At 47.6% G+C, this 24,624-nt stretch carries 21 protein-coding genes; 15 read left to right on the top strand and 6 right to left on the bottom strand.

Annotation, left to right across the window (positions count from 1 at the left end; translation table 11 throughout):
• The first annotated feature begins 700 nt into the window (after window positions 1-700).
• From FXO21_RS16975 to FXO21_RS16945, 7 genes are all read left to right on the top strand, one after another.
• A complete protein-coding gene (locus FXO21_RS16975) occupies window positions 701-3,856 on the top strand; it encodes a SusC/RagA family TonB-linked outer membrane protein (RefSeq protein ID WP_149641193.1) in 3,156 nt (1,051 codons plus the stop codon).
• Window positions 3,857-3,894: 38 nt separating this feature from the next.
• Window positions 3,895-5,373, top strand: coding sequence for a SusD/RagB family nutrient-binding outer membrane lipoprotein (locus tag FXO21_RS16970; protein ID WP_149641192.1), 1,479 nt, complete (start codon window positions 3,895-3,897; stop codon window positions 5,371-5,373).
• Between the two features lie 32 nt (window positions 5,374-5,405).
• A complete protein-coding gene (locus tag FXO21_RS16965) occupies window positions 5,406-5,888 on the top strand; it encodes a hypothetical protein (RefSeq protein ID WP_149641191.1) in 483 nt (160 codons plus the stop codon).
• A 107-nt stretch (window positions 5,889-5,995) separates the two neighbouring features.
• On the top strand, window positions 5,996-7,186 hold the full coding sequence (locus tag FXO21_RS16960; RefSeq protein WP_149641190.1) for a pyridoxal phosphate-dependent aminotransferase: 1,191 nt from the start codon (window positions 5,996-5,998) through the stop codon (window positions 7,184-7,186).
• A 258-nt stretch (window positions 7,187-7,444) separates the two neighbouring features.
• The gene (locus FXO21_RS16955; protein WP_149641189.1) at window positions 7,445-8,539 is read left to right on the top strand and encodes an AEC family transporter; all 1,095 of its coding nucleotides are present in this window, start codon (window positions 7,445-7,447) and stop codon (window positions 8,537-8,539) included.
• A gap of 58 nt (window positions 8,540-8,597) precedes the next feature.
• A complete protein-coding gene (locus FXO21_RS16950) occupies window positions 8,598-9,191 on the top strand; it encodes a Hint domain-containing protein (RefSeq protein WP_149641188.1) in 594 nt (197 codons plus the stop codon).
• Between the two features lie 62 nt (window positions 9,192-9,253).
• Entirely contained in the window at window positions 9,254-10,312 is a 1,059-nt protein-coding gene (locus FXO21_RS16945; protein WP_149641187.1) for an agmatine deiminase family protein, read from the top strand.
• Window positions 10,313-10,345: 33 nt separating this feature from the next.
• Here FXO21_RS16945 and FXO21_RS16940 read toward each other — a convergent pair whose 3' ends face one another.
• Together FXO21_RS16940 and FXO21_RS16935 are read right to left on the bottom strand one after the other, a co-directional pair.
• Complete coding sequence (locus FXO21_RS16940) at window positions 10,346-11,056, bottom strand: hypothetical protein (RefSeq protein WP_149641186.1); 711 nt, start codon at window positions 11,054-11,056, stop codon at window positions 10,346-10,348.
• Window positions 11,057-11,143: 87 nt separating this feature from the next.
• The gene (locus FXO21_RS16935) at window positions 11,144-11,944 is read right to left on the bottom strand and encodes a glycoside hydrolase family 25 protein (RefSeq protein WP_149641185.1); all 801 of its coding nucleotides are present in this window, start codon (window positions 11,942-11,944) and stop codon (window positions 11,144-11,146) included.
• A gap of 162 nt (window positions 11,945-12,106) precedes the next feature.
• Between FXO21_RS16935 and FXO21_RS16930 the strand changes: the two genes are divergently transcribed.
• Window positions 12,107-12,487 carry a T9SS type A sorting domain-containing protein gene (locus FXO21_RS16930; protein ID WP_149641184.1) on the top strand — a complete coding sequence of 127 codons (381 nt, stop codon included), beginning with the start codon at window positions 12,107-12,109 and terminating at the stop codon, window positions 12,485-12,487.
• A 69-nt stretch (window positions 12,488-12,556) separates the two neighbouring features.
• Here FXO21_RS16930 and leuS read toward each other — a convergent pair whose 3' ends face one another.
• Entirely contained in the window at window positions 12,557-15,421 is a 2,865-nt protein-coding gene (gene leuS / locus FXO21_RS16925) for a leucine--tRNA ligase (protein ID WP_149641183.1), read from the bottom strand.
• A gap of 294 nt (window positions 15,422-15,715) precedes the next feature.
• On the opposite strand from leuS, the gene FXO21_RS16920 reads away from it, so the two are divergent.
• The 3 genes from FXO21_RS16920 to FXO21_RS16910 all read left to right on the top strand — a co-directional run bounded on the left by FXO21_RS16920 (window position 15,716) and on the right by FXO21_RS16910 (window position 19,061).
• Window positions 15,716-16,387, top strand: coding sequence for a porin family protein (locus tag FXO21_RS16920; protein WP_149641182.1), 672 nt, complete (start codon window positions 15,716-15,718; stop codon window positions 16,385-16,387).
• Window positions 16,388-16,552: 165 nt separating this feature from the next.
• On the top strand, window positions 16,553-18,043 hold the full coding sequence (locus FXO21_RS16915) for a helix-turn-helix domain-containing protein (RefSeq protein ID WP_149643524.1): 1,491 nt from the start codon (window positions 16,553-16,555) through the stop codon (window positions 18,041-18,043).
• Window positions 18,044-18,179: 136 nt separating this feature from the next.
• A complete protein-coding gene (locus FXO21_RS16910) occupies window positions 18,180-19,061 on the top strand; it encodes a sterol desaturase family protein (RefSeq protein WP_225865724.1) in 882 nt (293 codons plus the stop codon).
• Between the two features lie 18 nt (window positions 19,062-19,079).
• Here the strand turns inward: FXO21_RS16910 and FXO21_RS16905 are convergent, their stop codons facing one another.
• The 3 genes from FXO21_RS16905 to FXO21_RS16890 all read right to left on the bottom strand — a co-directional run bounded on the left by FXO21_RS16905 (window position 19,080) and on the right by FXO21_RS16890 (window position 21,637).
• Window positions 19,080-20,243, bottom strand: coding sequence for an acyl-CoA dehydrogenase family protein (locus FXO21_RS16905; protein WP_149641180.1), 1,164 nt, complete (start codon window positions 20,241-20,243; stop codon window positions 19,080-19,082).
• Window position 20,244: 1 nt separating this feature from the next.
• Window positions 20,245-20,457 (bottom strand): type II toxin-antitoxin system HicB family antitoxin, encoded by a 213-nt coding sequence (locus tag FXO21_RS16900; RefSeq protein ID WP_149641179.1) that lies wholly within the window; start codon window positions 20,455-20,457, stop codon window positions 20,245-20,247.
• A gap of 259 nt (window positions 20,458-20,716) precedes the next feature.
• Window positions 20,717-21,637 (bottom strand): sugar phosphate isomerase/epimerase family protein, encoded by a 921-nt coding sequence (locus FXO21_RS16890; protein ID WP_149641178.1) that lies wholly within the window; start codon window positions 21,635-21,637, stop codon window positions 20,717-20,719.
• A 132-nt stretch (window positions 21,638-21,769) separates the two neighbouring features.
• On the opposite strand from FXO21_RS16890, the gene FXO21_RS16885 reads away from it, so the two are divergent.
• The 4 genes from FXO21_RS16885 (at window position 21,770) to FXO21_RS16870 (ending at window position 24,602) form a co-directional block, all read left to right on the top strand.
• Window positions 21,770-23,347 carry an NAD(P)/FAD-dependent oxidoreductase gene (locus FXO21_RS16885; RefSeq protein WP_149641177.1) on the top strand — a complete coding sequence of 526 codons (1,578 nt, stop codon included), beginning with the start codon at window positions 21,770-21,772 and terminating at the stop codon, window positions 23,345-23,347.
• A 90-nt stretch (window positions 23,348-23,437) separates the two neighbouring features.
• Window positions 23,438-23,644 carry a DUF4160 domain-containing protein gene (locus FXO21_RS16880; protein WP_225865723.1) on the top strand — a complete coding sequence of 69 codons (207 nt, stop codon included), beginning with the start codon at window positions 23,438-23,440 and terminating at the stop codon, window positions 23,642-23,644.
• The gene (locus FXO21_RS16875; protein WP_225865722.1) at window positions 23,634-23,912 is read left to right on the top strand and encodes a DUF2442 domain-containing protein; all 279 of its coding nucleotides are present in this window, start codon (window positions 23,634-23,636) and stop codon (window positions 23,910-23,912) included. Before FXO21_RS16880 ends, FXO21_RS16875 begins: the two co-directional genes overlap by 11 nt.
• A gap of 36 nt (window positions 23,913-23,948) precedes the next feature.
• The gene (locus FXO21_RS16870) at window positions 23,949-24,602 is read left to right on the top strand and encodes an NUDIX hydrolase (protein ID WP_149641175.1); all 654 of its coding nucleotides are present in this window, start codon (window positions 23,949-23,951) and stop codon (window positions 24,600-24,602) included.
• Window positions 24,603-24,624 lie beyond the last annotated feature (22 nt).

Raw genomic sequence — 24,624 nt, 5'->3', positions numbered from 1 at the left:
TGCTTTAAGGCGCTTACACGGCTTTATCTGCACAATTTTCTCATGACAACCAGGTGCTGCACCTTGAATCTCCTGTTATCATTTATAAACATCTATATAATAGACGTTTATAAATGATAAATGAGTTTATTTAATCCAGTAGATCACTAGAGAAGATTAAAAAATGGTTTAGTAAAATTTTTTATCAGATTATTACAATACGATTTTATATTCATTTTAAATCACCAATTTTTATTGCAAAAAAAGCTACTTATTTAATTTATTCTCTTGCATCTTTTCACATTCTCAGTATATTTGAGAAGTCGTTAAACGAATGACTGAACTTCAAGACCGAAGATATATTCCAGCCGCACATGAATATATCCGACTGTTGAGAGAGGAGCGTTCTGAAATCTAAATGGATTACACTTGATCCATTTGGCCCGTTCCGCCTCGAAAACAATATAATTTTTTAAAGACAGATTTTCCAATACCGTGGACAGGCAAACTGTTGACGCAAGGCTTTGCTTTACCTCAGCTTCGTTCATGTCTGTCCTCGATTAACGAGGGTATTGCTTTCCGGAAAAGCAGTGTTGCAAGCTTATGGCTGTGTTGTTCTGTCCATGCGAAAGTGTGTGCGGCGCACGGCAGTGTGGACACCACACAGCCATAACTTTTTTCTCCTGTTACTTTCTACCAACACATTTAACCCAACATCCTCATGCGTAAAGTTCTACTCTTAATAGTATGGGTATGCCTTTGCTCTCCGGCTGCATTTGCCCAGGTAAGGCAGCTCAGCGGAAAGATATTGGCGGCCGAAGATGGCCTTGGACTGGCCGGTGCATCTGTCATCCTGAAAGGAACGAATGTCGGTACCAATGCAGACGCGGACGGTAAATTCACTTTCTCGGTTCCGGGCGACGGGATTCTGGTTGTTTCTTATGTCGGCTTTCTGATCAAAGAGCTCCCGATCGGCAATCAGACGCAGTTTGACATTAAACTGGACGCAGATACCCGACAGCTTTCCGAGGTGGTTGTAACTGCATTTGGTATCGAGCGCGAGAAAAAAGCGCTGGGCTATACAGTACAGGAAGTAAAAGGAAGCGCGCTGACAGAATCGCGCTCGACGAACGTAGCAAATGCGCTTTCGGGTAAAATTGCGGGGGTCAGGATCCAGTCAAATGGCGGGCCGGGAAGCAGTTCTACCATTCAGATCCGCGGTTCTTCTTCCGTTTCGGGCAACAACCAGCCACTGATCGTGATCGACGGTGTGCCGATGGAACAAACCGCGAGCAAAACATTCGGAGGAGGAATTTCGGAAGTTAACCCGGACAATATCAAAGAAATGTCGGTATTGAAAGGACCTAACGCCGCTGCGCTTTATGGCTCACGTGCAGCCAACGGAGTTATCCTGATCACGACCAAAAACGGCCAGGGTACCAAAGGTCTCGGCGTAGATATTAACTCCAACATCACTTTTGAACGTCCCTGGATCAAACCTGATTTTCAGAATACTTACGGTGGCGGAAACGGTTACCGCACCTGGTACAACGACGGGTGGAGCGGCAGCATTACTGATCCCAATGAGATCGCACAGTACAGGTCGGTTTACGACTCAAGATATCCGCTGGCTGGTTCAGAAGGTACCGATGAAAGCTGGGGAGCGCCCATGGACGGACGCATGGTGAGACAGTGGTGGACTGGTGACGATGTTGCTCCACTGACTCCCCAGCCCAATAACTGGGAAGAATACTGGCAAACCGGCCGCACGATCACGAATAGTGTGGCATTGAACGGCGGAAACGACAAAGGTTATTTCCGCCTGGGCCTGAGCCGGGTAGATCAGAAAGGTATTATGTATTACAATGATTTTCACCGCAATAACTTCCGGATCAATTCGGGATATAACCTGACAAAAAACCTGAACATTACGCTTTCAGGAGAATATATCAAGTCGGGCTCGGACAACCGCAGCTACGCCGGCGGACAAGAGTTTATATGGTCGCATCGTCACGTTTCGTGGGATCAGCTGCGTGATTATGAAAGCTACGCAGACGTGCACAATCAGCGTGGCGCAGATACGGACCCGCCTCACTGGCAGCATACTTTCTTTACCAATCCTTATTTTAGTCAAAAAAACCTGCCGTCGGGCAATGAGAAGGACAGATTGCTGGGGAATATTGCATTGAACTACAAAATACTTCCTTCCCTGAGCCTGCTGGTACGTACCGGAACAGATTTCTGGAGCGACACCCGGATCAATGTTTCCAACTTTCTCCGCGTCCGCAATGGTGTTCGCACGCCGGGGCGGTTTTCAGAAGAAGTATTGCGCAGCCAGGAAACCAATTCGGATTTCATGCTGACTTACAATAAAGATATTACTTCTGATTTCGGTTTGAATGTGCAGTTCGGCGGTATTCAACGTAAAAACTATTATAAAAGAAATTACTTCTATGTGGGCGAAATGGTGGTCGACGGGCTGTACAATGCAGGCAACTCGGTACCGAGCCAGAACACCATTGAAAGTGAGATCAGGGAATCTGAAACACAAAGCTTGTTCGGAACCGCTAATTTCTCCTGGAAAGATGCATTGTTCCTGGACCTGACAGCGCGCAACGACTGGTCGAGCACATTGCCTTCGAACGCCCGTTCCTACTTCTACCCTTCCGCGTCTTTGAGCGCAGTAGTGACCGAATTGTTTGATATCAACAGTAATATCTTCTCTTTCGGTAAAGTCCGCGCCAGCTATGCGCAGGTTGGTAACGATGCAACTCCTTATCAGTTAGCACAGACATTTCTTGCAAAAGGCTCATGGAATGGCGCAGTCCCCAAATTCGGGGAGAACATCCAGATCGCCAACAGTAACCTGAAACCGGAGATCACAACCGGTTTGGAAATCGGCGCCGACCTTCGCTTCCTGAAAGGCAAAATCGGTCTCGATGTAACCTATTACGATCAGACCACGAAAGATCAGATCCTGGGTGTTGAAATTTCCAAAGCGAGCGGCTACAATACGCGTATCCTGAATGCAGGAAAGATCACCAACAAAGGAATCGAGGTTTCGATCTCGGGAACACCGGTTAAGCTGCCGGGCGGGTTCAGCTGGGATGTTTCTCTGAACTGGTCGCGTAACCGCAATAAAGTGGTGGAGCTGGCAGAAGGACTGACTACCTACACTTTGGCGACGCAAAGAGGTATGTCGTCGGAAGCCCGTGTGGGACAGCCTTACGGTACTTTCTATGGAGTTGGGTTTCAGAAATACAATGGTCAGGTCGTTTATGGAGCAAATGGTCTCCCGATCACCGCTGCGGGCCAGAACCTGGGTAATATCCAGCCCGACTGGATTGGCGGTATGATGAATACGCTGAACTACAAAGGCTTCTCACTGAGTGCATTGGTTGACGTTCGCGTCGGTGGCGATATTTATGACGAAGGTACCGGTACTGCCCGCTGGACAGGTCAATATGCGGAAACTGCGCTCGGCCGCGAAGAAGGTGTGATCGGTCAGGGAGTGCGCGAATTGACTGGGGCTGATGGTTCGAAATCTTACGTACCAAATGACATCATCGTCACGGCCAACCAGCTTTACGGTTACGCAAACCCAAGAAACTACCACGAGTCGGCGATTTTCGACGCGAGCTATGTCAAACTGCGTGAACTTTCGCTGGGCTACACTTTCAGTCCTTCTATTTTGAAAAAGATCAAAATCCAGTCTGCCAAAATATCGGTAGTAGGACGTAATGTGTGGATGATCTTCAAAAATACCCCTCACATTGATCCTGAGATCGACGCCAAAGGTGGCAACGAGCAGGGATTTGGCTACGGCGAACTTCCGAGCTCCCGCAGCGTAGGTGCAAACCTCTCATTGTCATTCTGATCCAGTCAAACGAGTTAGAGACTTTAAAGATTTTCGAAATGAAAAAAATATTTAATCATAAAACCATCTGGATGACGGCGCTGGCGGGGATTCTTACTGCTTCGAGCTGCACCAAGGACTTTGATGAAATGAACGTAAACCCGAACAGCCCTACGGCGATCGGGCCGCAGTACCTACTTCCTACCGGCATTGAAACTTCAATCGACCGGTACTGGGGACACAGGGACCGTTTTGAGCGGATCAATATTGATGCGGCAGAATTGTACGTACAGCATCTGACCCGGAATATTTACAGTAATGAGGGCGACGATTACACCGTTTCTCCTGCATTGCTTTCCAACAACTGGAAGGGCTTCTTCAACGATGGCCTGCTCAATTTCCAGCGCATGATCATGCAGACCAATCCGGAATCGGCTACTCCGAATGCGAACTATGAAGGCGTGGCGCTGGTCATGCGCAGCTGGGTATTTTCGTTGCTGACGGATATGTACGGCGCTATTCCGTATACGGATGCAATCAAAGGAACGGCGTTGGAACCGGTTTATACACCCAAATATGACGCAATGGATGTTGTATATGCTGGCTTACTGAATGATCTCAAAATAGCCAACGAAAAGCTGACAGTAGGCGGGCCGGTGATTGCAGGGGATATTCTTTACTCAGGGGATATTTTGAAATGGAAAAAATTCGCCAATTCACTTCGCCTGCGGCTCGCTAACCGCCAGGCTGCTAAAAAACCTGCTGAATCGAAGGCGGTCATGGCTGAAATTTTGGCTGACGCGACCAAATTCCCTGTATTTACCAGTAATGCAGACAATGCATCGCTGAAATGCACGACCGTACTTCCAAGCAACAACGAATGGAACCAGATCCTGATCCAGGGCGGCCGTACCGACTGGAATATCAGCAAAACGCTGGCCGACAAGATGAATGCAATAGGCGACACCCGCATTACCGTGTATGCAAATCCGAATAAAGACGGGGTGTACCAGGGACATGCGAACGGTTTGCCCGATGCGATCGCGACCAGCTACCTCGCGACCAGCTCTACGATCGGTACCGCATTCACAAAAGCCGACGCGCCGGAGGTGATCATGACTTTTGCAGAACTGAAATTTATTCTGGCCGAAGCAGTGCTCGACGGTGATATTACAGGTGATGCCAAGAAGTATTATGAAGATGGCATTACGGCTTCATTCGCACAATACAGCCTCACACCTCCAGCAGATTATTTTACAAAAGCGGGTGCGATAAGCAAGGAAAAAGTCCTTGAACAAAAGTGGATCTCCCTGTTTGGACAAGGTATTGAAGCCTGGATCGAATGGCGCCGGACCGGCTTCCCGGTATTCCCTGCACCGGACCCGAGAGCGGTACTAAATAACGGCGGTATCCTGCCGACGCGCTTCAACTACCCTGCCTCCGAATATTCATTGAACCAAAAGGCGGTTACTGAGGGTGTAAACCTGAACGGAGGAGCCGATGATATGAAAACCAAGCTTTGGTGGGCAGAGAAATAACCTTCTTTTTAACCAATCAAGAAATCAGAATTATGAAAAATATCAGATCTGCTATATCTGCAATTTGCCTGCTGGCACTGGTGACGCCCGGAATTACCTCCTGCAAAGTAGAGGATCCGTTTCTGGAAAGAGAGGTAGCGCCCGTACTGGTGGACATTGTCGGAGCCCCTTTCGGCGCACCTATTGCCAGCGAGCCTACTGTCACTTACGCCGCAACAGCAACGAAACTGACTCTATCAGCGCGCCTGCTTGAACTGGACAAGACCAATATCCTTGATCATACCAAAGGCATTGACTCCATTCCCGTACCCAATATTACGATCAAAATCACACTCCGCTCGGGCACTAGTCTTGGAGAAGTCACGTCTAATTCCGAAGGCCTGGTTACCATCGATAAAACATGGGCGGAGCTCGGCATTGCAGCCCCGAAAGCAGGCTCTATCAGCCGTATTTCGTGGACTGGAAACCACAAGGGCATTGCATTTACCAGATACTCACAAGTAGCCGCTAACTAATTGAAAAACAACCTAAGTAAGTTTATATTCAGCCGGTTTTTCTTAAATTGTACATCAGATTTTATTGATCACAAATTATCGTCACATATTACTAAAACTTTATAAAAATGAATCAGAAAATGGACCGTCGGAATCTTCTTAAATCCGGTTTAATGGCAATCGGAGGTATGACACTTGCCCCGCATTTAAGCATGGGCGCCTTCGCCAGCTCACCGTTGTCGCTGGATCCGGAGAACCGCATTTACCGCAGCCCCATGGTGAGAGAACATTTTTTACCGGATGATCGCAAAGCCCCAAAGATTATCGCAAAACTGAATGCCAACGAAAATCCATACGGTCCGCCAATGTCAGCGCAAAAAGCAGTGGCTGACTCTGTAAAAAACGGCAACCGTTACGCATGGAAGGAAATGTATGATCTTATTGATAAAATAGCCCAAAAAGAAGGTGTACCTGCCGACCATATCATGATGGGCCCGGGCTCTTCCGACCTTTTGGAAAAAGTGGCACTGGTCACTTTCATGAATGGAAAGGGAAACATTGTTTCCGCCGATCCCTGCTATATGTCGCTGGTACAGGTCGCCAAATCCGTGGGCGCAACCTGGAAGCCCGTTCCCTGCACAGCCGACTGGTCACACGACCTCAAAGCGATGGAAGCCGCAATCGACAGCGAAACAAAACTCGTGTACGTATGTAACCCGAACAATCCGACCGGCGCGATTACGAAAGGCCAGGACCTGCTCGATTTCTGTTCACGCGTTTCAGAAAAGGTGCCTGTATTTGTTGACGAAGCTTACATTGAACTTGCCGTAGGCGCGGACACTCAGAGCATGGTTTCATTGCTTACGCAAAAGAAAAATGTAATCGTAGCCCGTACTTTCTCTAAAATCATGGGAATGGCCGGTATCCGTGTCGGGTACATGGTGGCGCTTCCTTCTTACCTGGAAAGCATTAACAAGATCACACGCGGCGGAATGGGAATTTCCTATACCTCGATTTTTGCAGCCTCTGCCAGCCTCGACGACAAGGACTTCCAGGGAAACACCCGCAAGCTGAACCACGAAGCGAAACTGTATCTGTACGAAAACCTGGACAAAATGGGCTACAAATACATCCCGTCCTACACCAATTTTGTCCTGTTCCCTGTGACTATTTCCGGTAAGGAACTGCTCACCAAACTGAATGCAAAAGGAGTAGCAGTACGCGCATTCGATATCCAGAACAAGCCGTGGTGCCGCGTTAGTCTCGGCACGATGGATGAAATGAAAGCATTCGTCGGGGCGCTGGGGCAGTTGAGTTAGGGATTTTTTTAGGGGGGTATGGGTAGTTCGAGGTTGTTCGGGGGTTCGGTATTGTTCGAGGTCGTTAGGGGGTTCGAGGTCGTTTTTAATGGTTAGTAAATAGCATTAAAACAACACCGAACCATCTCCAACAACACCAAACACCTCGAACAACGCCGAACTACCTCCAACAACACCGAACTACCCTGAACCCATACCCCCGAACAAAGCCAACCCACTACCAACCATTGAACAACACCATTCAAATCCCTTTTGATCATGAGTGATGCATTGCAAAAAACCATAACACTCCTATTGCTGATTTCTTTGGGACTGCTCCTGAAGAGCAAATTCAAAAACAAGGACCAGACGAATGGGATCAAAGAAATCATTTTGTCGGTTGCATTGCCTTCCACCATCTTCATTTCCCTGATGAAGATCGACATTGACTCGTCGATGATCATCATTCCACTGGTGACACTGGTATTCAACTTTTTAATGTTCTTTTCAGCACCTCTGGCTTTCACACTATTTGGTATCGATAGAAACAGCCCGACCGGACGGACGCTGATCATGCTGATTCCCTCCCTTGCGCCGGGGCTTTCCTGTTTTCCATTTATCGCTGAATTTTTGGGTGAAAAAAGTCTTGCTATCGCGGCACTGGCAGATGTGGGCAACAAATTTTTCGTTCTGATTTCCCTCTATATTCTTGCAATGAATATGTTTTTGAAGAACAGCAACGATCAGGAAACCAGAATGGGCGGCAAGCTGAAAAGTCTTTTTGCCAGTATGTTCCAGGAGCCTATTAACCTGCTCATTTTCCTTGCGATCATTCTGCTGAGTTTGGGCATCAATTACAATACACTCCCTTCTGTTGTGACGGATCTCTTCGACAAAACCAGCGCGATGATGACACCGCTCGTACTTTTGTTCATCGGGCTTGCAGTTCAATTAAAGGAAGGAAAAAAACGCATTGTAGCAAGCATCCTGTTTTTCCGCGCTGGAATTACGATGCTGATCAGCGCAGGGATGATCTATGTGCTCAATATTAATGAACCGGCAATGATCCTGCTGGCAGTCGTGATCCCGTTGAGTGCGGCGAGCTTTTGGCCGCTGGCGCATATTTCGGCATTTAATATCAGGGAAGACGCGAAAGGGTTACCCAAAGAAAAACGGACATTTGACCTGGAACTGGCGGTATTGCTGCTCGCTTTTTCGCTGCCATTTTCGACCATATTAATCCTCGCGATCCTCTCTTCCGGCACTTTCTTCGCACACAACTCCACACTGATCACGTCCGGCTTAGTATTGATAGCGCTCGGAGCATTACCCAATGCACTCAGTAAGGTTTTTGTTAAAATGTCAAAAGCCTAGGCATTTTGAAGAATGCGCTGCCCGAAAACCCAACCGATTTGCACATTAAAACCTGCTAATGAATAAAATAATAAGTACCTCACTCCTATTGCTCGCGTCTCTGAGTCTTTTTGCACAAACGAATAGTAGCCCCGGAGAGCAGATCAAGTCGGAAGAAACGATCCGGGTTTCAAAGAAAAAGAAACGATATCAATACTTTTCGGGCAGCGCGCCGGTGACAATGGCCGATGGTACTGTTAAACCGATTGAGGACGTAAGAATCGGTGAGCATGTAAAAACCTGCAAAGGTGGAAGGTCTACAACTACCCAGGTAAAGCAGATCGATATATTCAACCAACCCTATTCTGCATTGACGGCCTTTTATCTTCGCCCGGTCACTGCTGCTATCAGCCCGGAAAACGAGCGGATTGTCCCTGCCCTCCTGATCGAAACGACACCCGATCACCGCGTTCAGACCAGTCACGGCAAAAAGCGGATGAGAAAACTGTCGAAAAAAGACGTGTTATACCATTATGAACCTGCTACCGGCCTGGTATCTATGTGGAGAATCGGCGCTGTCAAGGAAAATGCCAGGCGCGTCAATAAGGCGTACCACCTTGAAACCGTAGATGGCACTTACCTCGTAGATAATGTCATGGTCGCGAACAATTGATTTTGCCTTAACCCAAAACCTTTCCGACCTTTGCGGTTTAATTATTTACCAACCGCAATACCGTGTCTGAGCTTAATACTTCATTGACCCCCAAAGAATCAGGTTTCATTTTTCCTCCCGAGTGGTACCCACACCGGGCTACGTGGCTTACTTTTCCGCATAACGAAGCCTCGTGGCAGGGAGAAAAGCTGGCACAAATGCGGCCACAGTACCTGGCCTTCATCAAAGCGATCAGCCAGGGCGAAAATGTGGGGATTATTGCTGACAATGAGAACCTTAAAGAATTCATCATAGCCGAACTTTCCCGCACCGGCGTCGATCTTTCCAAAATCGAATTTATCATCAAACCTACCAACGATGCCTGGTGCCGCGATCACGGACCTTCTTTTGTGATCAATCCGGAGACAAAGCAGAAAATGATCGTGGATTGGGGTCACAATGCGTGGGGAGGCAAATATCCTCCCTACGACGACGATAACCGCACGCCTGCCGCGGTTGCGAAATACCTGAATTTACCGATTGTGAATCCGGGCATTATCATGGAAGGCGGCGCGGTGGAATTCAATGGCGCGGGAAGCATATTGACCAGCAAATCCTGTTTGCTCCATACCAATCGCAACCCGCATTTGAACCAGACAGAAATCGAAAAGTACCTCTGCGATTATTACGGCATGGAGCAGGTACTATGGGTGGAAGGCGGCATTGTAGGTGACGATACGGACGGACACATTGACGATACAACCCGTTTTGTGAATGAAGATACCGTGGTAGCCTGCGTAGAATCAAATCCGGAAGACGAGAACTACGAAATCCTGCACACCAACCTCACTATGCTGGAAAATATGCGGCTGGTGAATGGGAAGCAGCTGAATATCATCGAGCTGCCCATGCCGAAAGCGGTTGTAATCGACGGTTTCCGTACGCCTGGCTCCTATGCCAACTTCCTGATCTGTAATGCAGGTGTGATCGTACCGGTTTTCAATAATCCGAATGACCAGGTTGCAATTGATATTCTTGAACAAACCTTTCCGGGACGTAAAATTATCCCGCTCGAAGCTACGGAGATCATCTGGGGACAGGGTAGTTTTCACTGCCTCAGCCAGCAGGAACCTTTGATATGACAGCAGCCCCGGTACGCGCCGGGGCTCGTTATTTCAAGGCTGCTTTCTGCTGATCGTCACCGCTTCCATCACATATTTCCGATCGGATGAACTGCCGTCGTCATACCTGAAACTAATGGTGGGGTTTGCAGGATTGGCGTAGGTCAGGGCACTGTTGGCCACCGGAATGTCTTCAACCGTTATATTTCCGCTCGATTTATAAATGATCAGGTTATATGACGATTTACTCATATTCAGCGCGACAATGAAGGTGTGTGATTCATCAGGTGGAATATTGCCGGCGTGCTGCTCCTCCACAGTTGCTACATTTCTTATAATCGAAACGTCGCCCGACTGCGAGATGAAAAACCTTCCGATAATGGCAGCAGCGCCGTCGGTAATATCAATAGTAATTTTGCCGCCCAGCCCCGAATGTTTCGCTGTAAAATAAAACCACATTGGTTCCACAAAATTGGTTGAAATACCCTTGAAGCCCAGCCACTGATTATGAGCGGTCAGGCCTGACGCACTTACCTGCGTAAAGCTCAATGCCTTATTGCCCCCCGAAGCAACGATCCGTATCCTGGGTTCCAGTTCTGAGCCGAATGTCATTTCATCACCGGCAGGTTCGCCCGGCAAGTTTTTGGGCGGCAAAGTGCCTACCGTATTGCTTTCAAAATTAGCAGAGAGTATAGCAGTAGTCTTACACCCGGTCAGGCAGTAGCCGGCGATTAGCAGCAGCAGACAAAATTGAAATCCCTTCATGACACAGTTAATGTTTGGTTGTGTTCAAAAGTAGGATTTCACCGGCCTGATTCTCAGCGTACTTTTACTCGCTTGAGTATTCGGTAGCTATTCACCCAGGGAAGCCCAGTCGTCGCCTTCGTGTAAAAACACATTATAGTCTACAAAACCTTTGATCCCATCGGCCCAGCCTTTTTCGCTGTGCTGCCAGAATAATACCTTGGCATCGAGCGCGAGGTCGCTGATATCGTCGCGGGAATAGCCAGCCAGCCAGAGCGGGTAATCATCGAAGTTTCCGGCTATATATTTTTTGTAGAAATATTCATTAACGTAAATAATCGGCCGCACGCCGTAATGCTTTTCTATTTGTGTGAGCCAGTTTTTTACACCCTTAATAATGATGTCATCGGGTCTGCCAGCGTGCGTTTCCAAATCCAGTACCGGCGGCATATCCCCGGCTTCCATTGCGACCTGGCCTATGAAGTTTTGCACCTGCCTGTCGGACATCACCCGGGGGTTATAAAAATGGTAGGCCCCGCGTTTCATGCCTACCCTTTTCGCCTCGTTCCAGTTTCTTCTAAATTGTTTGTCAAGATGCGTCGCGCCTTCGGTCGCTTTGATGTACACGAAATCAATACCAACGTCCCCGGACCTGGTCTTTTTCAACTTGTCCCAATTGATTTTTGCATTGTGGTGCGAAACGTCGATTCCATGGATCGAATAACGCATCGGTAAGCGTATACCGAACTTGCTGACAAACTCCCATTGATTTTCATCCTTGCTGTCACGCCACCAGATCACGGCCGCGATCAGCAAAACTACACCTGCAACAATTGCCCATCCTTTGGGTGGAAGGGGTTTTAAGTAAGCTGTTTTCTTTGTGGAGGCTTTAATTTTCCTTTTTGCCATTGTGAGGTAAAAATACAAAAGTTCAGTGTTCCGCAGTTACAACCACTTATTTTCACATACTACCGCTCCTGTACTTTGTATTACATAGTACCTGTCGTCACCTATCTTTGTTATGTCCATCAGGGATAGCAGTCAGATAAAACCTTTAAACATTTATTAGCCATGAAAAACTTACTTAAATCAATCGCCTTCACAGTAGCATTCACTTTTGTTTTCGTTGCCAATACTTTTGCCGCGGATAAAGAGACTAAAAAAGTTACCAGCTTCGGCACCGGAATTTTCGCCTCAAAATCGGGCAACATTCATATTAGTGTCGACAAATATGCAGACTGCAATGCGATCGTGCTGGTAACCAATGACCGGGGACAAGTCATGTTCCGCGAGATAATCGGAAAGAATACTGAGAAATTCAGAAAAGCACTGAATGTCAAAAATTTGCCCAGCGGCATCTACACGATTCAGATAAGCGGCAAAGGCGAAAAGCTGACCAAAACCTTTGAATTGTCGGAACAACCTGTGGAGCGTGTGCTGGCCATTAAATGATAGCTGTTAGCCAAGAAGAAGCCCGGCGCATTTGGTTGCGCCGGGCTTTCTTTTGTATTGACACGAATCCTAAATCACCACATTGACAATGCGTTTTGGAACCACGATCACCTTTCTGGCTGGTTTTCCTTCCATCCATTTCAACACCGTTTCATTCGCAAGTACCGCTTTTTCGATTTCCTCACCAGGGGTATCCAGCGGGAAAGGAATCGAGATCCGCACTTTTCCGTTGATCTGTACGGGATATTCAAAAATAGCATCGATTACGTGCTGCTGCTCCCATTTCGGGAATGCCGCGCCCGAAACCGTCCCCGCTTCATTACCCAATGCAACCCAAAGCTCTTCTGCAATGTGCGGCGCATAAGGAGAAATCAGAATAACCAGCTCCTGCAAAATAGGTTTACTGTGACATTTCAAGCTACCCAGCTCATTTACACAAACCATAAAAGCACTCACGCCGGTATTGAAAGAGAAGTTTTCAATATCCTCTTCAATTTTCTTGATCGTTTTGTGCAGGATCTTTAATTCTTCCGGTTTCGCAGGTATATCTTTCACAACCGATTGGCCGGCGTCGTTATAAAAAAGGCGCCACAATTTGCGTATAAACCGGTAAGTACCGTCGATGCCGTGGGTATTCCAGGGTTTTGCCTGATCCAGCGGGCCGAGGAACATTTCATACAAACGCAGGGTATCCGCTCCGTACTTTTCTACGATGTCGTCGGGGTTGACAACATTGAATTTGGATTTCGACATTTTCTCGATCTCCACACCGCACACATATTTTCCGTCTTCGAGAATATACTTTGCGTTTGCTGCACCGATATCCGCGCGCGTCGCTTTGAATTTCTCAATATCCAGCACATCATTCTGAACTATGTTGACATCGACGTGCAGGCCTGAAACTTCATACTGATCACGCAATCCCGCACTGACGAAGGTCGGATTAGCGTAATCCTCACTTTTCACGCGGTACACAAAGTTACTGCGCCCCTGGATCATTCCCTGGTTAATCAGCTTTTTGAAAGGCTCTTCCTGAGGTACATAACCCCTGTCTTTCAAGAACTTATTCCAAAACCGGCTGTACAGCAAATGTCCGGTCGCGTGCTCGGTGCCGCCCATATACAAATCCACGTTCTGCCAGTAGTCAATCGCTTCCTGCGAAGCAAATTCTGACTGATTCTGAGGATCCATATACCTGTACCAGTACCAGCTGCTACCCGCCCAGCCCGGCATTGTGCTCAGTTCGTAAGCATTCCCAGAACCGTGCTGCCAATCCTGCGCCCGTCCCAACGGCGGCTCACCCGATTCTGTCGGAAGGTATTTATCTACGTCCGGCAGATTCAGCGGCAATTCATTTTCCGACATCAGATAAGGTACAGGAGTTCCGGTGCTGTCTTCTTTATAGAAAACCGGAACCGGCTCGCCCCAGTAACGCTGGCGGCTGAAAACCGCGTCGCGCAGCCTGTAATTGATCTTTCCTTTACCAATACCCTTTTCTTCCAGATATTGTATCAAAACTTTATTGGCCTCATGGAAAGTCAAACCATTGATCATTCCCGAGTTGATATATTTTCCTTCCTTCGTAGCGTCTGCCTGGGTTTCCACATCTTTCTGCGCATCCAGGATCGGAATGATCGGCAGGTCGAAATGCTTTGCAAAGTTCCAGTCACGCTGGTCCCCTGAAGGAACCGCCATGACTGCGCCTGTTCCGTAGCCCGCTAAAACATAATCGGCGATATAAACCGGTACTTTCTCACCATTGAAAGGATTGATCGCAAATGCGCCTGTAAATGCACCGGAAACCGTTTTCACGTCCGACATCCGATCCCGCTCCGACTTCTTCTGCGTCATCGCAATATACTCGTCAATCGCCCTACGCTGCCCGGCAGTAGTAATTTGATCCACCAACTCATGCTCCGGCGCGATCACCATGAAAGTAACACCGTAAATCGTGTCGACTCTTGTCGTGAACACTTCGATTGAAAGGGAGGATGGAGGAACGGAGGAAAGGGACAAAGGATTTCTTTCTCCTTCCTCCTTCCTCCCTTCCTCCATTATTTCAAACTTCACCAGCGCGCCGACCGATCTTCCGATCCAGTTGCGTTGTTGTTCTTTCAATGAATCTGTCCAGTCTACTGTGTCTAGTCCATCCAGCAAGCGTTGCGAATAGGCAGTAATGCGCATCATCCACTGGCGCATCAGTTTTTGAATAACCGGGAATCCGCCGCGTTCGGAAACGCCGTCTTTTACTTCGTCATTCGACAATACAGAACCCAGGCCAGGGCACCAGTTTACGGTTGCATCGGCCACATAAGTAAGTCTGTATTTCAGGGTAATCTTATATTGTTCTTCTTCCGACAATGCATTCCATTCTTCGGCTGTAAAAACAGGGGTATCTTCGTCAGATGGCGCATTAATCCCTTTATTTCCGCTTTCGCTGAATTTTTGGATGAGCGTTTTAATCGGCTCTGCCTGGTCCGTATCGTTATTATACCAGCTGTTAAAAAGCTCGCCGAAGATCCATTGGGTCCATTTGTAATAGCCCGGATCGGAAGTGCGCACTTCGCGGCTCCAATCGTAGCTCAGACCCAGATTTTTCAGCTGCTCAATATAGCGGGAAATGTTCTGCTCGGTTGTAATTGCAGGATGCTGACCGGTCTGGATCGCATATTGTTCGGCCGGCAGCCCAAAGCTGTCGAAGCCCATCGGATGCAGCACATTAAAACCTTTCAGTCTTTTGTAACGGGAATAAATATCGGATGCAATGTAGCCCAGCGGGTGCCCCACGTGCAGGCCAGCCCCGGAAGGATACGGAAACATATCCAGCACATAATACTTAGGTTTATCTGATTGGTTGGAAACTTTGAAGGTCCCCTTTTCTTCCCAGAAACCCTGCCATTTTTTTTCTATTTCCCAATGACTGTACTCACTCATATCTTATAATTTAATGCATTACGGAACTATAAATTGACCTTGTTCCGCAAGCTGCCCTGTGTTAGGAAGGTGACTTAAAAGACCATTTGGTCAAACGACGCGCAAAAATAGCGTTTTTTGATCTTATCAAGCTCTTTCGACTTCCAATAACCTGCAAAGCGGCCAAATTGAAGCGCTTTTGGGGAAACTAATGCCCAGGCACCGGCTGCAAACAGCTTTCTGAACCGGGCACAACTTTTTAATATAATTTAATAAAGAGGTGTTCATCATTCAAACTATCTAATTCATATCGCTATGAAAAACATGCTAATTGCGCTGTGTGCACTATTGATCAGTTATTCCGCATCAGCTCAATACGATCCTGCCTTCAGATTCGGTATTAAAGCGGGCGCTAACCTGTCGAATATCAATGGCAGCAACGATTTGTCCCTCAATTCGGGAGGAAATGCATTTGACTTCAAAGACAACGATAACCGCTCACTGGGTTTTGTAGGCGGTGTATTTTTCAGATTTGGTAAAAATGCATACATCCAGCCTGAATTTTTGCTTTCACAAAAAGGGGGAAAATTCAACGTTTACGAAGATGGTGTACAGAACTCGGACGGAAACGTCGATGTACGTTTTTCTAACCTGGATGTACCGGTTTTGTTCGGTATAAGAATCGCCAAGTTCTTCCGGATTAATGTTGGCCCGATGGCTTCTTTGAGATTAAACAGCAATGGAAAACTGGGCGATTCATTTGATGACGTAACCGGCGGCAATTCAGAGGCAGAATTCAAAAACCGCCTCGCCTACGGTTACCAGGCAGGTGTAGGAGTTGATTTCGGGCGTTTGAGCCTGGACGTACGTTACGAGGGAAACTTTACGGATGTTGTGAAGATCAATTTTAATAACGCGACCACTGCATCTCAGTTCGGCAAGAAAGGCAATCTGTTCCAGGCGACACTCGGCTTCTCTATTTTGTAAGCCAGGTGAAGCCAGCAGCAGAAAACGACGGGACCATCATTTGATCGGTCCCGTTTTTTCTTTGTTTCCCGTCGGGTTGAATCATCTGATTTCTACTTTTGCGTTTCTTTATTTAAATTGCCTGAGACCGAAACCCTTCAAATCAGGCTCTTTTCATCCAATACAGTGGCGATAAATACAGATAATGTTAGGTTGGTATTTGGATTAAAACTTAAACAGCTCCGGCTGGATAAGGGACTCTCCCTGAGCGAGCTATCTGCTAAATCAGGACTTTCCATCTCATATATCAACGAAATTGAAAAAGGAAAGAAATATCCTAAATCGGACAAAATACTAGCGCTGGCGCGCGCGATCGATGTAGACTACGACACATTGGTTTCCCTGAAACTCAGCAAACGCCTCGAACCCATTTCGGACCTGCTGAGCTCCAATATCCTCACCGAACTTCCACTCGAACTTTTCGGGATAGACCCGGCCAACCTGCTCGAAATCCTGTCCGACGCGCCCATGAAGATCAGCGCTTTTGTAGGCACACTGATCGAGATCGCGCGGAATTATAATATGTCGATAGAGAAATTCTATTTCTCTGCATTGCGCACTTACCAGGAAATGCATGACAATTATTTTGAAGATATCGAACTGGAAGCTGAACGTTTTCTGACCGAACAGGAAGTAGAGCCGGAGCGTCTGCTGGATGAAAATTACCTCGCCGAAATCCTGAAATCGAAGTTCAATTACACGATCGAACAGATTAACGAACGCACCAATCCTGAATTCTCAACGGTCCGCTCGCTGACGATCAATAACCCGCTGGGGAACCGGCTGCTGCTCAATGCGCATTTATCGTCTGTTCAGCGTGCATTCATTTACGGCCGCGAGATAGGGTATCTTCATTTAGGCCTGAAAAACCGCCTGCAAACTACCGCGCTGGTGGAAGCAGAGACTTTCGAACAATTGCTTAACAATTTCAAGGCTTCCTATTTTGCAAGTGCGATCATTATTAAAAGAAGTCTCCTGGTACCTGCCATTACCGACTTTTTTGCACAAAAAACGTGGCAACCTGAGCAGTTGATCCAGCTTATTCACGATTTCAATACCACTCCCGAATCGTTTTGTTACCGGCTCAGCAATATCCTGCCCCGCTATTTTGGCATTAACCAGATCTTCTTTTCGAGGTTCAATAATTTCTCCGGTCAGAATGTGTTCGATATGACGAAGGAAATGCACATTTCCCGGAAGCATTACCCGCATACAGTGCGGGACGAGCACTATTGCCGTCGCTGGGTGGCGCTCACGATCCTGAATGACCTGGCCGAACTGAACAAAAACAAGGAGCAGCCGCGTATATTGTGCAAGGCACAAAAATCCACCTACGTCGACACGCAGGACCAGTACCTGGTGATCAGCTTCGCACAGCAAATGTCGCCGACGCCGAATTTGAATGTAAGTGTTTCGATGGGCATTTATCTGGACGAGCAAACCCGTGAAAAACTGGCTTTTCTGGAAGATCCCAACCTGCCCTCACGGGAAGTAAACCAGACCTGCGAAAGGTGCTCGATTTACGACTGCCGGGAAAGGATCGCGGCGCCGGTTATCCTTCAGAAGAAATTCAAAAACGAGGCTTTGAGAAAAGCTTTGAAGAAAATTATTCCCTGAAAAAGCAGTGATTGCAAAGGTGTTAGGATAGTGATATTAGAAATTTCTTAAAACTTCGTCCATCGAATTATACGATGATGTACGCCGCTATATTTGCAAACTATTTGTAGATACGACTATGCCGGGCACATATAACTTGGAGGATTTTCTATTAAAGATTTCCGCTCCATTCTATCTGTTATTAATCGGGTTAGAGATCTTCCTGACACACCGCCAAAGCCACCACGACCATTCCACTAGACCCTCCTACACGTTTCGGGACAGCGTCACCAATGCAATCCTGATGCTTTGCAACGGCGGCATCGACCTCCTGTTCAGGGCATTCTACGTTGCTGTATTAATGTGGTTCTACAACCTCGCGATATTCCGTCCCCTTGAAAATCCCTATGTTTACTGGCTGCTGCTTTTTTTACTTGAGGATCTCGCTTTTTACACTTTGCATTATGTCGACCATCACTGCAGGCTTTTCTGGGCAGTGCACGTCACGCATCATTCTTCCGAGCATTTTAATCTGACCACAGGCTTTCGTTCATCGGTTTTTCAGCCGCTGTACCGTTTTATTTATTTTATTCCGCTGTCGATTTTTGGCTTTAATCCTGCTGATATCATTGTCATGTATTCGCTCACGCAGATTTACGGGATCATTGTGCATACTGAATATGTGAAAAAACTGGGCTGGCTGGAATATGTGCTGGTCACTCCTTCGCATCACCGCGTACACCATGCGAGTAATGTGCAGTATCTGGATAAAAATATGGGTATGTGCCTGATTATCTGGGACCGGATATTTGGCACTTTTCAGGAAGAGCTACCCGAAGTACCGCCGCGTTACGGGTTGACAAAATCAATGCGGCATGAAAATGTGCTGCAAACCGTCTTTTACGAATGGAAAGAAATCGGGCGGGATTTCAGCCAGCCGGTCGCTATTTCTACCAAATTAAAGTACCTGTTGAAATCACCTGGGTGGTCGCACGACGGGTCGCGGAAAACGAGCAGGGAGCTGCAGAGCAAGTTGTAGGATCGCACCGGACGTTTGCTATTTAAATGCATTGATGCCTGTAATTTCGGCGCCCAGGATCAGCAAGTGAATATCGTGCGTTCCCTCGTAAGTTACCACCGATTCCAGGTTCATCATGTGCCGCATAATCGGAAAATCGCCTGTTATGCCCATTGCGCCTAATATTTGCCGGCATTTCCTTGCCACTTCCAGCGCCATCTGCACATTGCTCCTTTTCGCCATCGAGATCTGCGCGGTAGTAGCTTTTCCCTCATTCATCAATACACCAAGCCGCCAGGAAAGGAGTTGTGCTTTGGTGATTTCGGTCAGCATTTCAGCCAGCTTTTTTTGTGTAAGCTGAAATGCGGCAATAGGTTTGTCGAACTGAATGCGTTCTTTCGCATACTTCACAGCCGTTTCATAGCAATCCACAGCCGCGCCGATCGCGCCCCAGGAAATACCGTACCTGGCTTTATCAAGGCACTGCAATGCACTTTTGATACCCGTAGCTCCCGGCAGCACATTTCCCTCAGGAATAAAAACTGAATCGAAAACCAGCTCGCCGGTAGCACTCGTGCGCAGCGACCATTTGTTGTGGATCTCGGGAGTTGAAAAACCCTGCATTCCCTTTTCCACCAAAACACCCATTACTTTGCCATCCTCGTTTCTGGCCCACACCACCGCGATGTCTGCAAAAGGTGCATTGGATATCCACATTTTCGATCCGTTGAGCAAATAGCCATCCTCCGTTTTCGTAAGGGTAGATTTCATACCGGCCGGGTTCGATCCGTGATCGGGTTCAGTTAATCCGAAACAGCCGAGCATTTCACCGGTTGCGAGTTGGGGAAGGTATTTTTGTTTTTGATTTTCTGAGCCGAATGTAAAAATAGGCCACATTACCAATGAACTTTGCACGGAAATCGTCGATCGCATGCCGGAATCACCTCTTTCGATCTCCTGACACATTAAGCCGTAGGAAATATAATCCAGTCCGCCGCCGCCATATTCGGGCGGGATGGTCGGCCCGAATACGCCTAATTCGCCAAATTTCCTGATCAGGTGAACGGGAAACTCAGCCTTCTGCGCACAAGCTTCGATGATAGGCTTGATCTCTTTTTCCGTAAACTCCCTCACCGTGTCAGCAATCAGGCGCTGCTCGGGAGTGAGAAGTTCGGAAATCTGGAGAAAATCGGTTGCGGGCATATCAGGCATACATTAGCTTGCCCTTCGCCTTCGGTATCTCGCGGTTGAGCTCCTTTGCCGTATCGATCCATTGTTCGATCACAATTTGCGCATTGGCAAGCGCTTCGCTTTGCGATGCGCCGTCGGCCATGCAGCCTGGCAGTTCGGGAACTTCTACGATGAACCTGTTATCTTCTTCGCTCCAATAAATGATGAGCTCGTATTTGCTATTCATAACTGACAAGCTTGTATTTCAAAATAATTGCTCTTACCTGTTTAATCTGATAAGGTTTGGCCTTGTTCCCATCAGCCTGGATATTTACAATTTCTACAATATTTTCCTTATAAAAAATTCTGTGACTACCTCCCGTTGTTTTTCTGTAAATCCCAGATTCAAAAGAATTGACCTTAAATCATTAAAACTAAATTGTTATCGGCTGCACCCGAAAGAAGTTTAAATATCAGTTTTTCAAATTGCCCCATCGCTTTGTTGATCAAACACCAAACACCCGTTTCACTTCAACCATATCCTTTTTATGTGCCTCGGTTGCGTTCATGGTTTTAGGTGAGGTCTTTTCCAAACATTGTTCCAAAACCAGGTGCGGTTTGATCCCTATTGCATGGAGCGAACTGACCAGCCGGGGGTAATCGATATCCCCTTCCCCAAAAGTCTCCTGCCAGATTTCGCCCTTTGATTGACGGATGTGCAGCTCGGTAATACGTTTTCCATACAATTTGACAATATCAAACAAAGCAACCTGAGAGTTGCCGGCACCCCGATATACCCAATGCACGTCGAGGCAAAGCGATACGTTTTTCGGATCAGTCGCTAAAAGCATATGGTGAAATTCCCGCGCCGCCGCCCGCAACTCAACGTCGTGCGTGTGGTAAGCGAGTGTCATTCCACGCTTTTTCAGCTCGGCGCCCAGCCTGTCCATATTTTTCGCCTGTTCAGCGAGTTGCGCATCCGACTTATTCTCTGCGCTGCCCCATTTAATAGGATTCGGGTTGGTAACAATGATTTTCGTATTCGCCGGTTTCAATGCCTCGGCAATCGATAGTACGGATTCGATGGATTTGCCCGCTTCCCCGGCGTCGTGCAGGGAAGTATTGACGTACACCGACGGCATTAACAGCTGATATTTCTTCAAAAGCGGCAAAAGTTTTGTCACTTCTCCTGCATTATTGAAAGCAGGCTCGTAAGCTTTCAGGCCGGTTGAAGCAAAATCGGCCAGTGAAGCGTCTGGATTTGCAGACCAATCTTTTCCGTCCCGGGCATAGAATGTTATCCAGGAATACTGATTGCAGGAAAGCGGGAACGGGGCCGCTTTTTCAACCTGACCGGCGGCCAAAAAAGCCGGTGTAGCAGCCAGTGCAGGTACTGCTTTGAGAAACTGACGTCGGTTCGTTTCCATATAATATTGTTGAAATTTACTATCAAAGTAGCATTAGGCAGGATGTTACCCAACCGATCGCCGCCCATTTCCTTTCAGTTTCAGCACCGGAATTTTTAACTTTGCATCAATTAAAGGATAAATCCCTTTCTTATGCATCATACGCTTCAACTTACGCTTACGCCGGAGATCGCGCTGGACGACGAACAGTTCCGTCAACATATTTTAAAAAAACTGCGCATCCGGGAGGCCGACCAGCCAATTATCCGCAAAACAAGACAGTCGATAGACGCCCGTAGCAGGCAGGTTAAGGTCAATGTGCAGGCCGAAGTTTATGTCAACGAAGCTGCCCCCACGCTGCTTACTTCTCATTTTGAATACAAAAACGTCAGCTCCCGCCCTCAGGCAATCATTATCGGCTGCGGCCCGGCCGGTATGTTTGCGGCGCTGCGACTGATTGAACTTGGCATTAAACCGGTTGTTTTCGAAAGAGGAAAAGATGTACGTGCGCGGCGCCGTGACCTTGCGGCTATTAATAAAGACCATATCGTCAATCCCGAATCCAACTACTGCTTCGGCGAAGGCGGGGCAGGTACTTATTCTGACGGAAAGCTATACACCCGCTCCAATAAGCGCGGCGATATTCGGCGGATACTGGAAATATTCGTCCAGCACGGCGCAAATGAGCAAATATTAATCGATACCCACCCGCATATCGGCACCAATAAGCTGCCGGTCGTAGTTTCGGAAATGCGCGAAAGCATTTTGAATGCAGGCGGCGAGATCCATTTCAACACGAAGGTGACCGACCTGATCGTTGAATCAGGGACGATGAAGGGCGTTGTTACCGAAGATGGTAAGGAGCATTTGGGTTTGGGTGTAATTCTCGCGACGGGGCATTCAGCGCGGGATATTTACACTTTGCTGCATTCCAAAAACATCCTGATCGAAAGCAAATCGTTCGCAATGGGCGTGCGCATTGAACATCCTCAGAATACAATAGATAAAATACAATATCACTGCACTACTGATCGCGGGCCTTACCTGCCCGCCGCTTCATATAGCCTGGTTACCCAAACGCATTACAAAGGGGTGCAAAGGGGCGCATTTTCTTTTTGCATGTGCCCGGGCGGCTTTATTGTCCCAGCGGCTACTGCTGTCGGCGAGGTGGTGGTAAATGGCATGTCGCCTTCGAAACGCGACTCTCCTTATGCCAATTCGGGGCTGGTGGTGTCGGTGGAAGAGCCGGATTTGCTGCCTTATAAATCTTTCGGTCCGATGGCAGGATTGCAGTATCAAATGGAAATGGAACAGCGGGCCTGCGCATTGGCGGGAGCCACGCAAACTGCACCTGCACAGCTGGCTACTGATTTTGTGCGATCGAGAATTTCGCCGGAATTGCGGGAAACGTCTTATCAACCGGGACTTCAATCGGTTGATTTATATGATATTTTACCAGAAAATATCGCGTTTCCGCTGCGGGAAGCATTAAAGGATTTTGGACAAAAAATGCGGGGATACCTTTCACCCGACGCCCAGCTGATCGGCGTTGAAAGCCGGACCTCCTCTCCTGTGCGGATACCACGTGAGCGGGAAAGCTGCGAGCATCCCGAGGTTAAAGGCCTTTTTCCCTGCGGTGAAGGAGCCGGATACGCGGGCGGGATTATGTCGGCCGCGATGGACGGAGAGCGCTGCGCCGAGCAGCTCGCGAAGTTATACGCCCCGGTTTAATACGGCGATTGTTATTTATTATATTTGTAAAATACCAATCACGCACTAATACTTCACACACACATTCCAGAAATCTTCCGAATGTTTGGAATGAAGTTTTTCTTTTACAGCCTGGAACATCTGCCTGTTCATATTCATGTAAGAAACTCGGATGGAACTGCTAAATTTGAAATAAACCCTGTCAGGCTGGTTGAAAGTCACGGAATTAAGCCAAAAGACCTGATCCTGGCAGAGGCTCTGGTTGAAAAGAACAGTGATTTGATTGCCGAAAAATGGCTGGAATTTCATGGAGAGTAAAACAGGTATCAACATTACCAATACAGTTATGAAGATCGTGAAAGTTTGGTTCGACGAGAATAATATATATGTTGTTACCGATAGCGGCCACACCATTGGCAATCCGATCAATTGGTTTGCCAGATTAAACGGAGCATCGCAACCTCATCGTGAGAATTATGAAATCGGTCCTGCCGGCGACAGCATTCATTGGGAGGACCTTGATGAAGATTTGAGCCTTGAAAGCTTTTTTGATTTTAACCGCGAATTGCACTATGCCAAAATATAGTTAATCCGCATTATCCCCAGACACCCCAAAGCCGCGATGGCATCACTGGAATCCTTTTCGTTATTTACTGAACAATTAACAAGAAAACTGAAGTACCCGCTGCCAGGTGACTCTGCGCACAAGCTGATGCAGGCTTCAAGCAAGCTGCGGCTTACTTTCAAACCCAATGCCCGCACACGCAAAAGCGCAATCCTGATCCTATTTTATCCGCATAAAAACGAAATATATTTCCCCCTCATCCTCCGCCCCGCCTACGATGGCGTGCATTCGGGGCAGGTCGCATTTCCAGGCGGCAGGTATGAGCTGACGGACAAGGACCTGATAAGAACAGCATTACGGGAAGCCCAGGAAGAAATCGGTTTGAGGCTGAACGACGTTAAAATTCTCGGTATACTCACAGAGCTGTTCATTCCCCCGAGCAATTTCTACGTATTGCCGGTCATTGCCGCCATGCCCTACCGCCCCGACTTCTACCCGGACCCACGCGAAGTGGAGGACATTTTCGAGATCAGGCTGGAAGAAATATCCGACATCAATATCATCGGATCCAGTGACATTCAAGTGCGTGGCGAACAGGTACATGCCCCTCACTATATGGTGCAGGGGTACAAAATCTGGGGAGCTACAGCGATGATGATCAGCGAGCTGCTGACCGTCCTGAACGCGCAGGAACCTGATATTGCAAACTGAGAATTATTGCTTTATTTGCTAT

Origin of the sequence: Dyadobacter sp. UC 10 (genome assembly GCF_008369915.1) — a bacterium.
Taxonomy (GTDB): domain Bacteria; phylum Bacteroidota; class Bacteroidia; order Cytophagales; family Spirosomataceae; genus Dyadobacter.
This window is presented reverse-complemented; position numbering and strand designations above follow the sequence as displayed.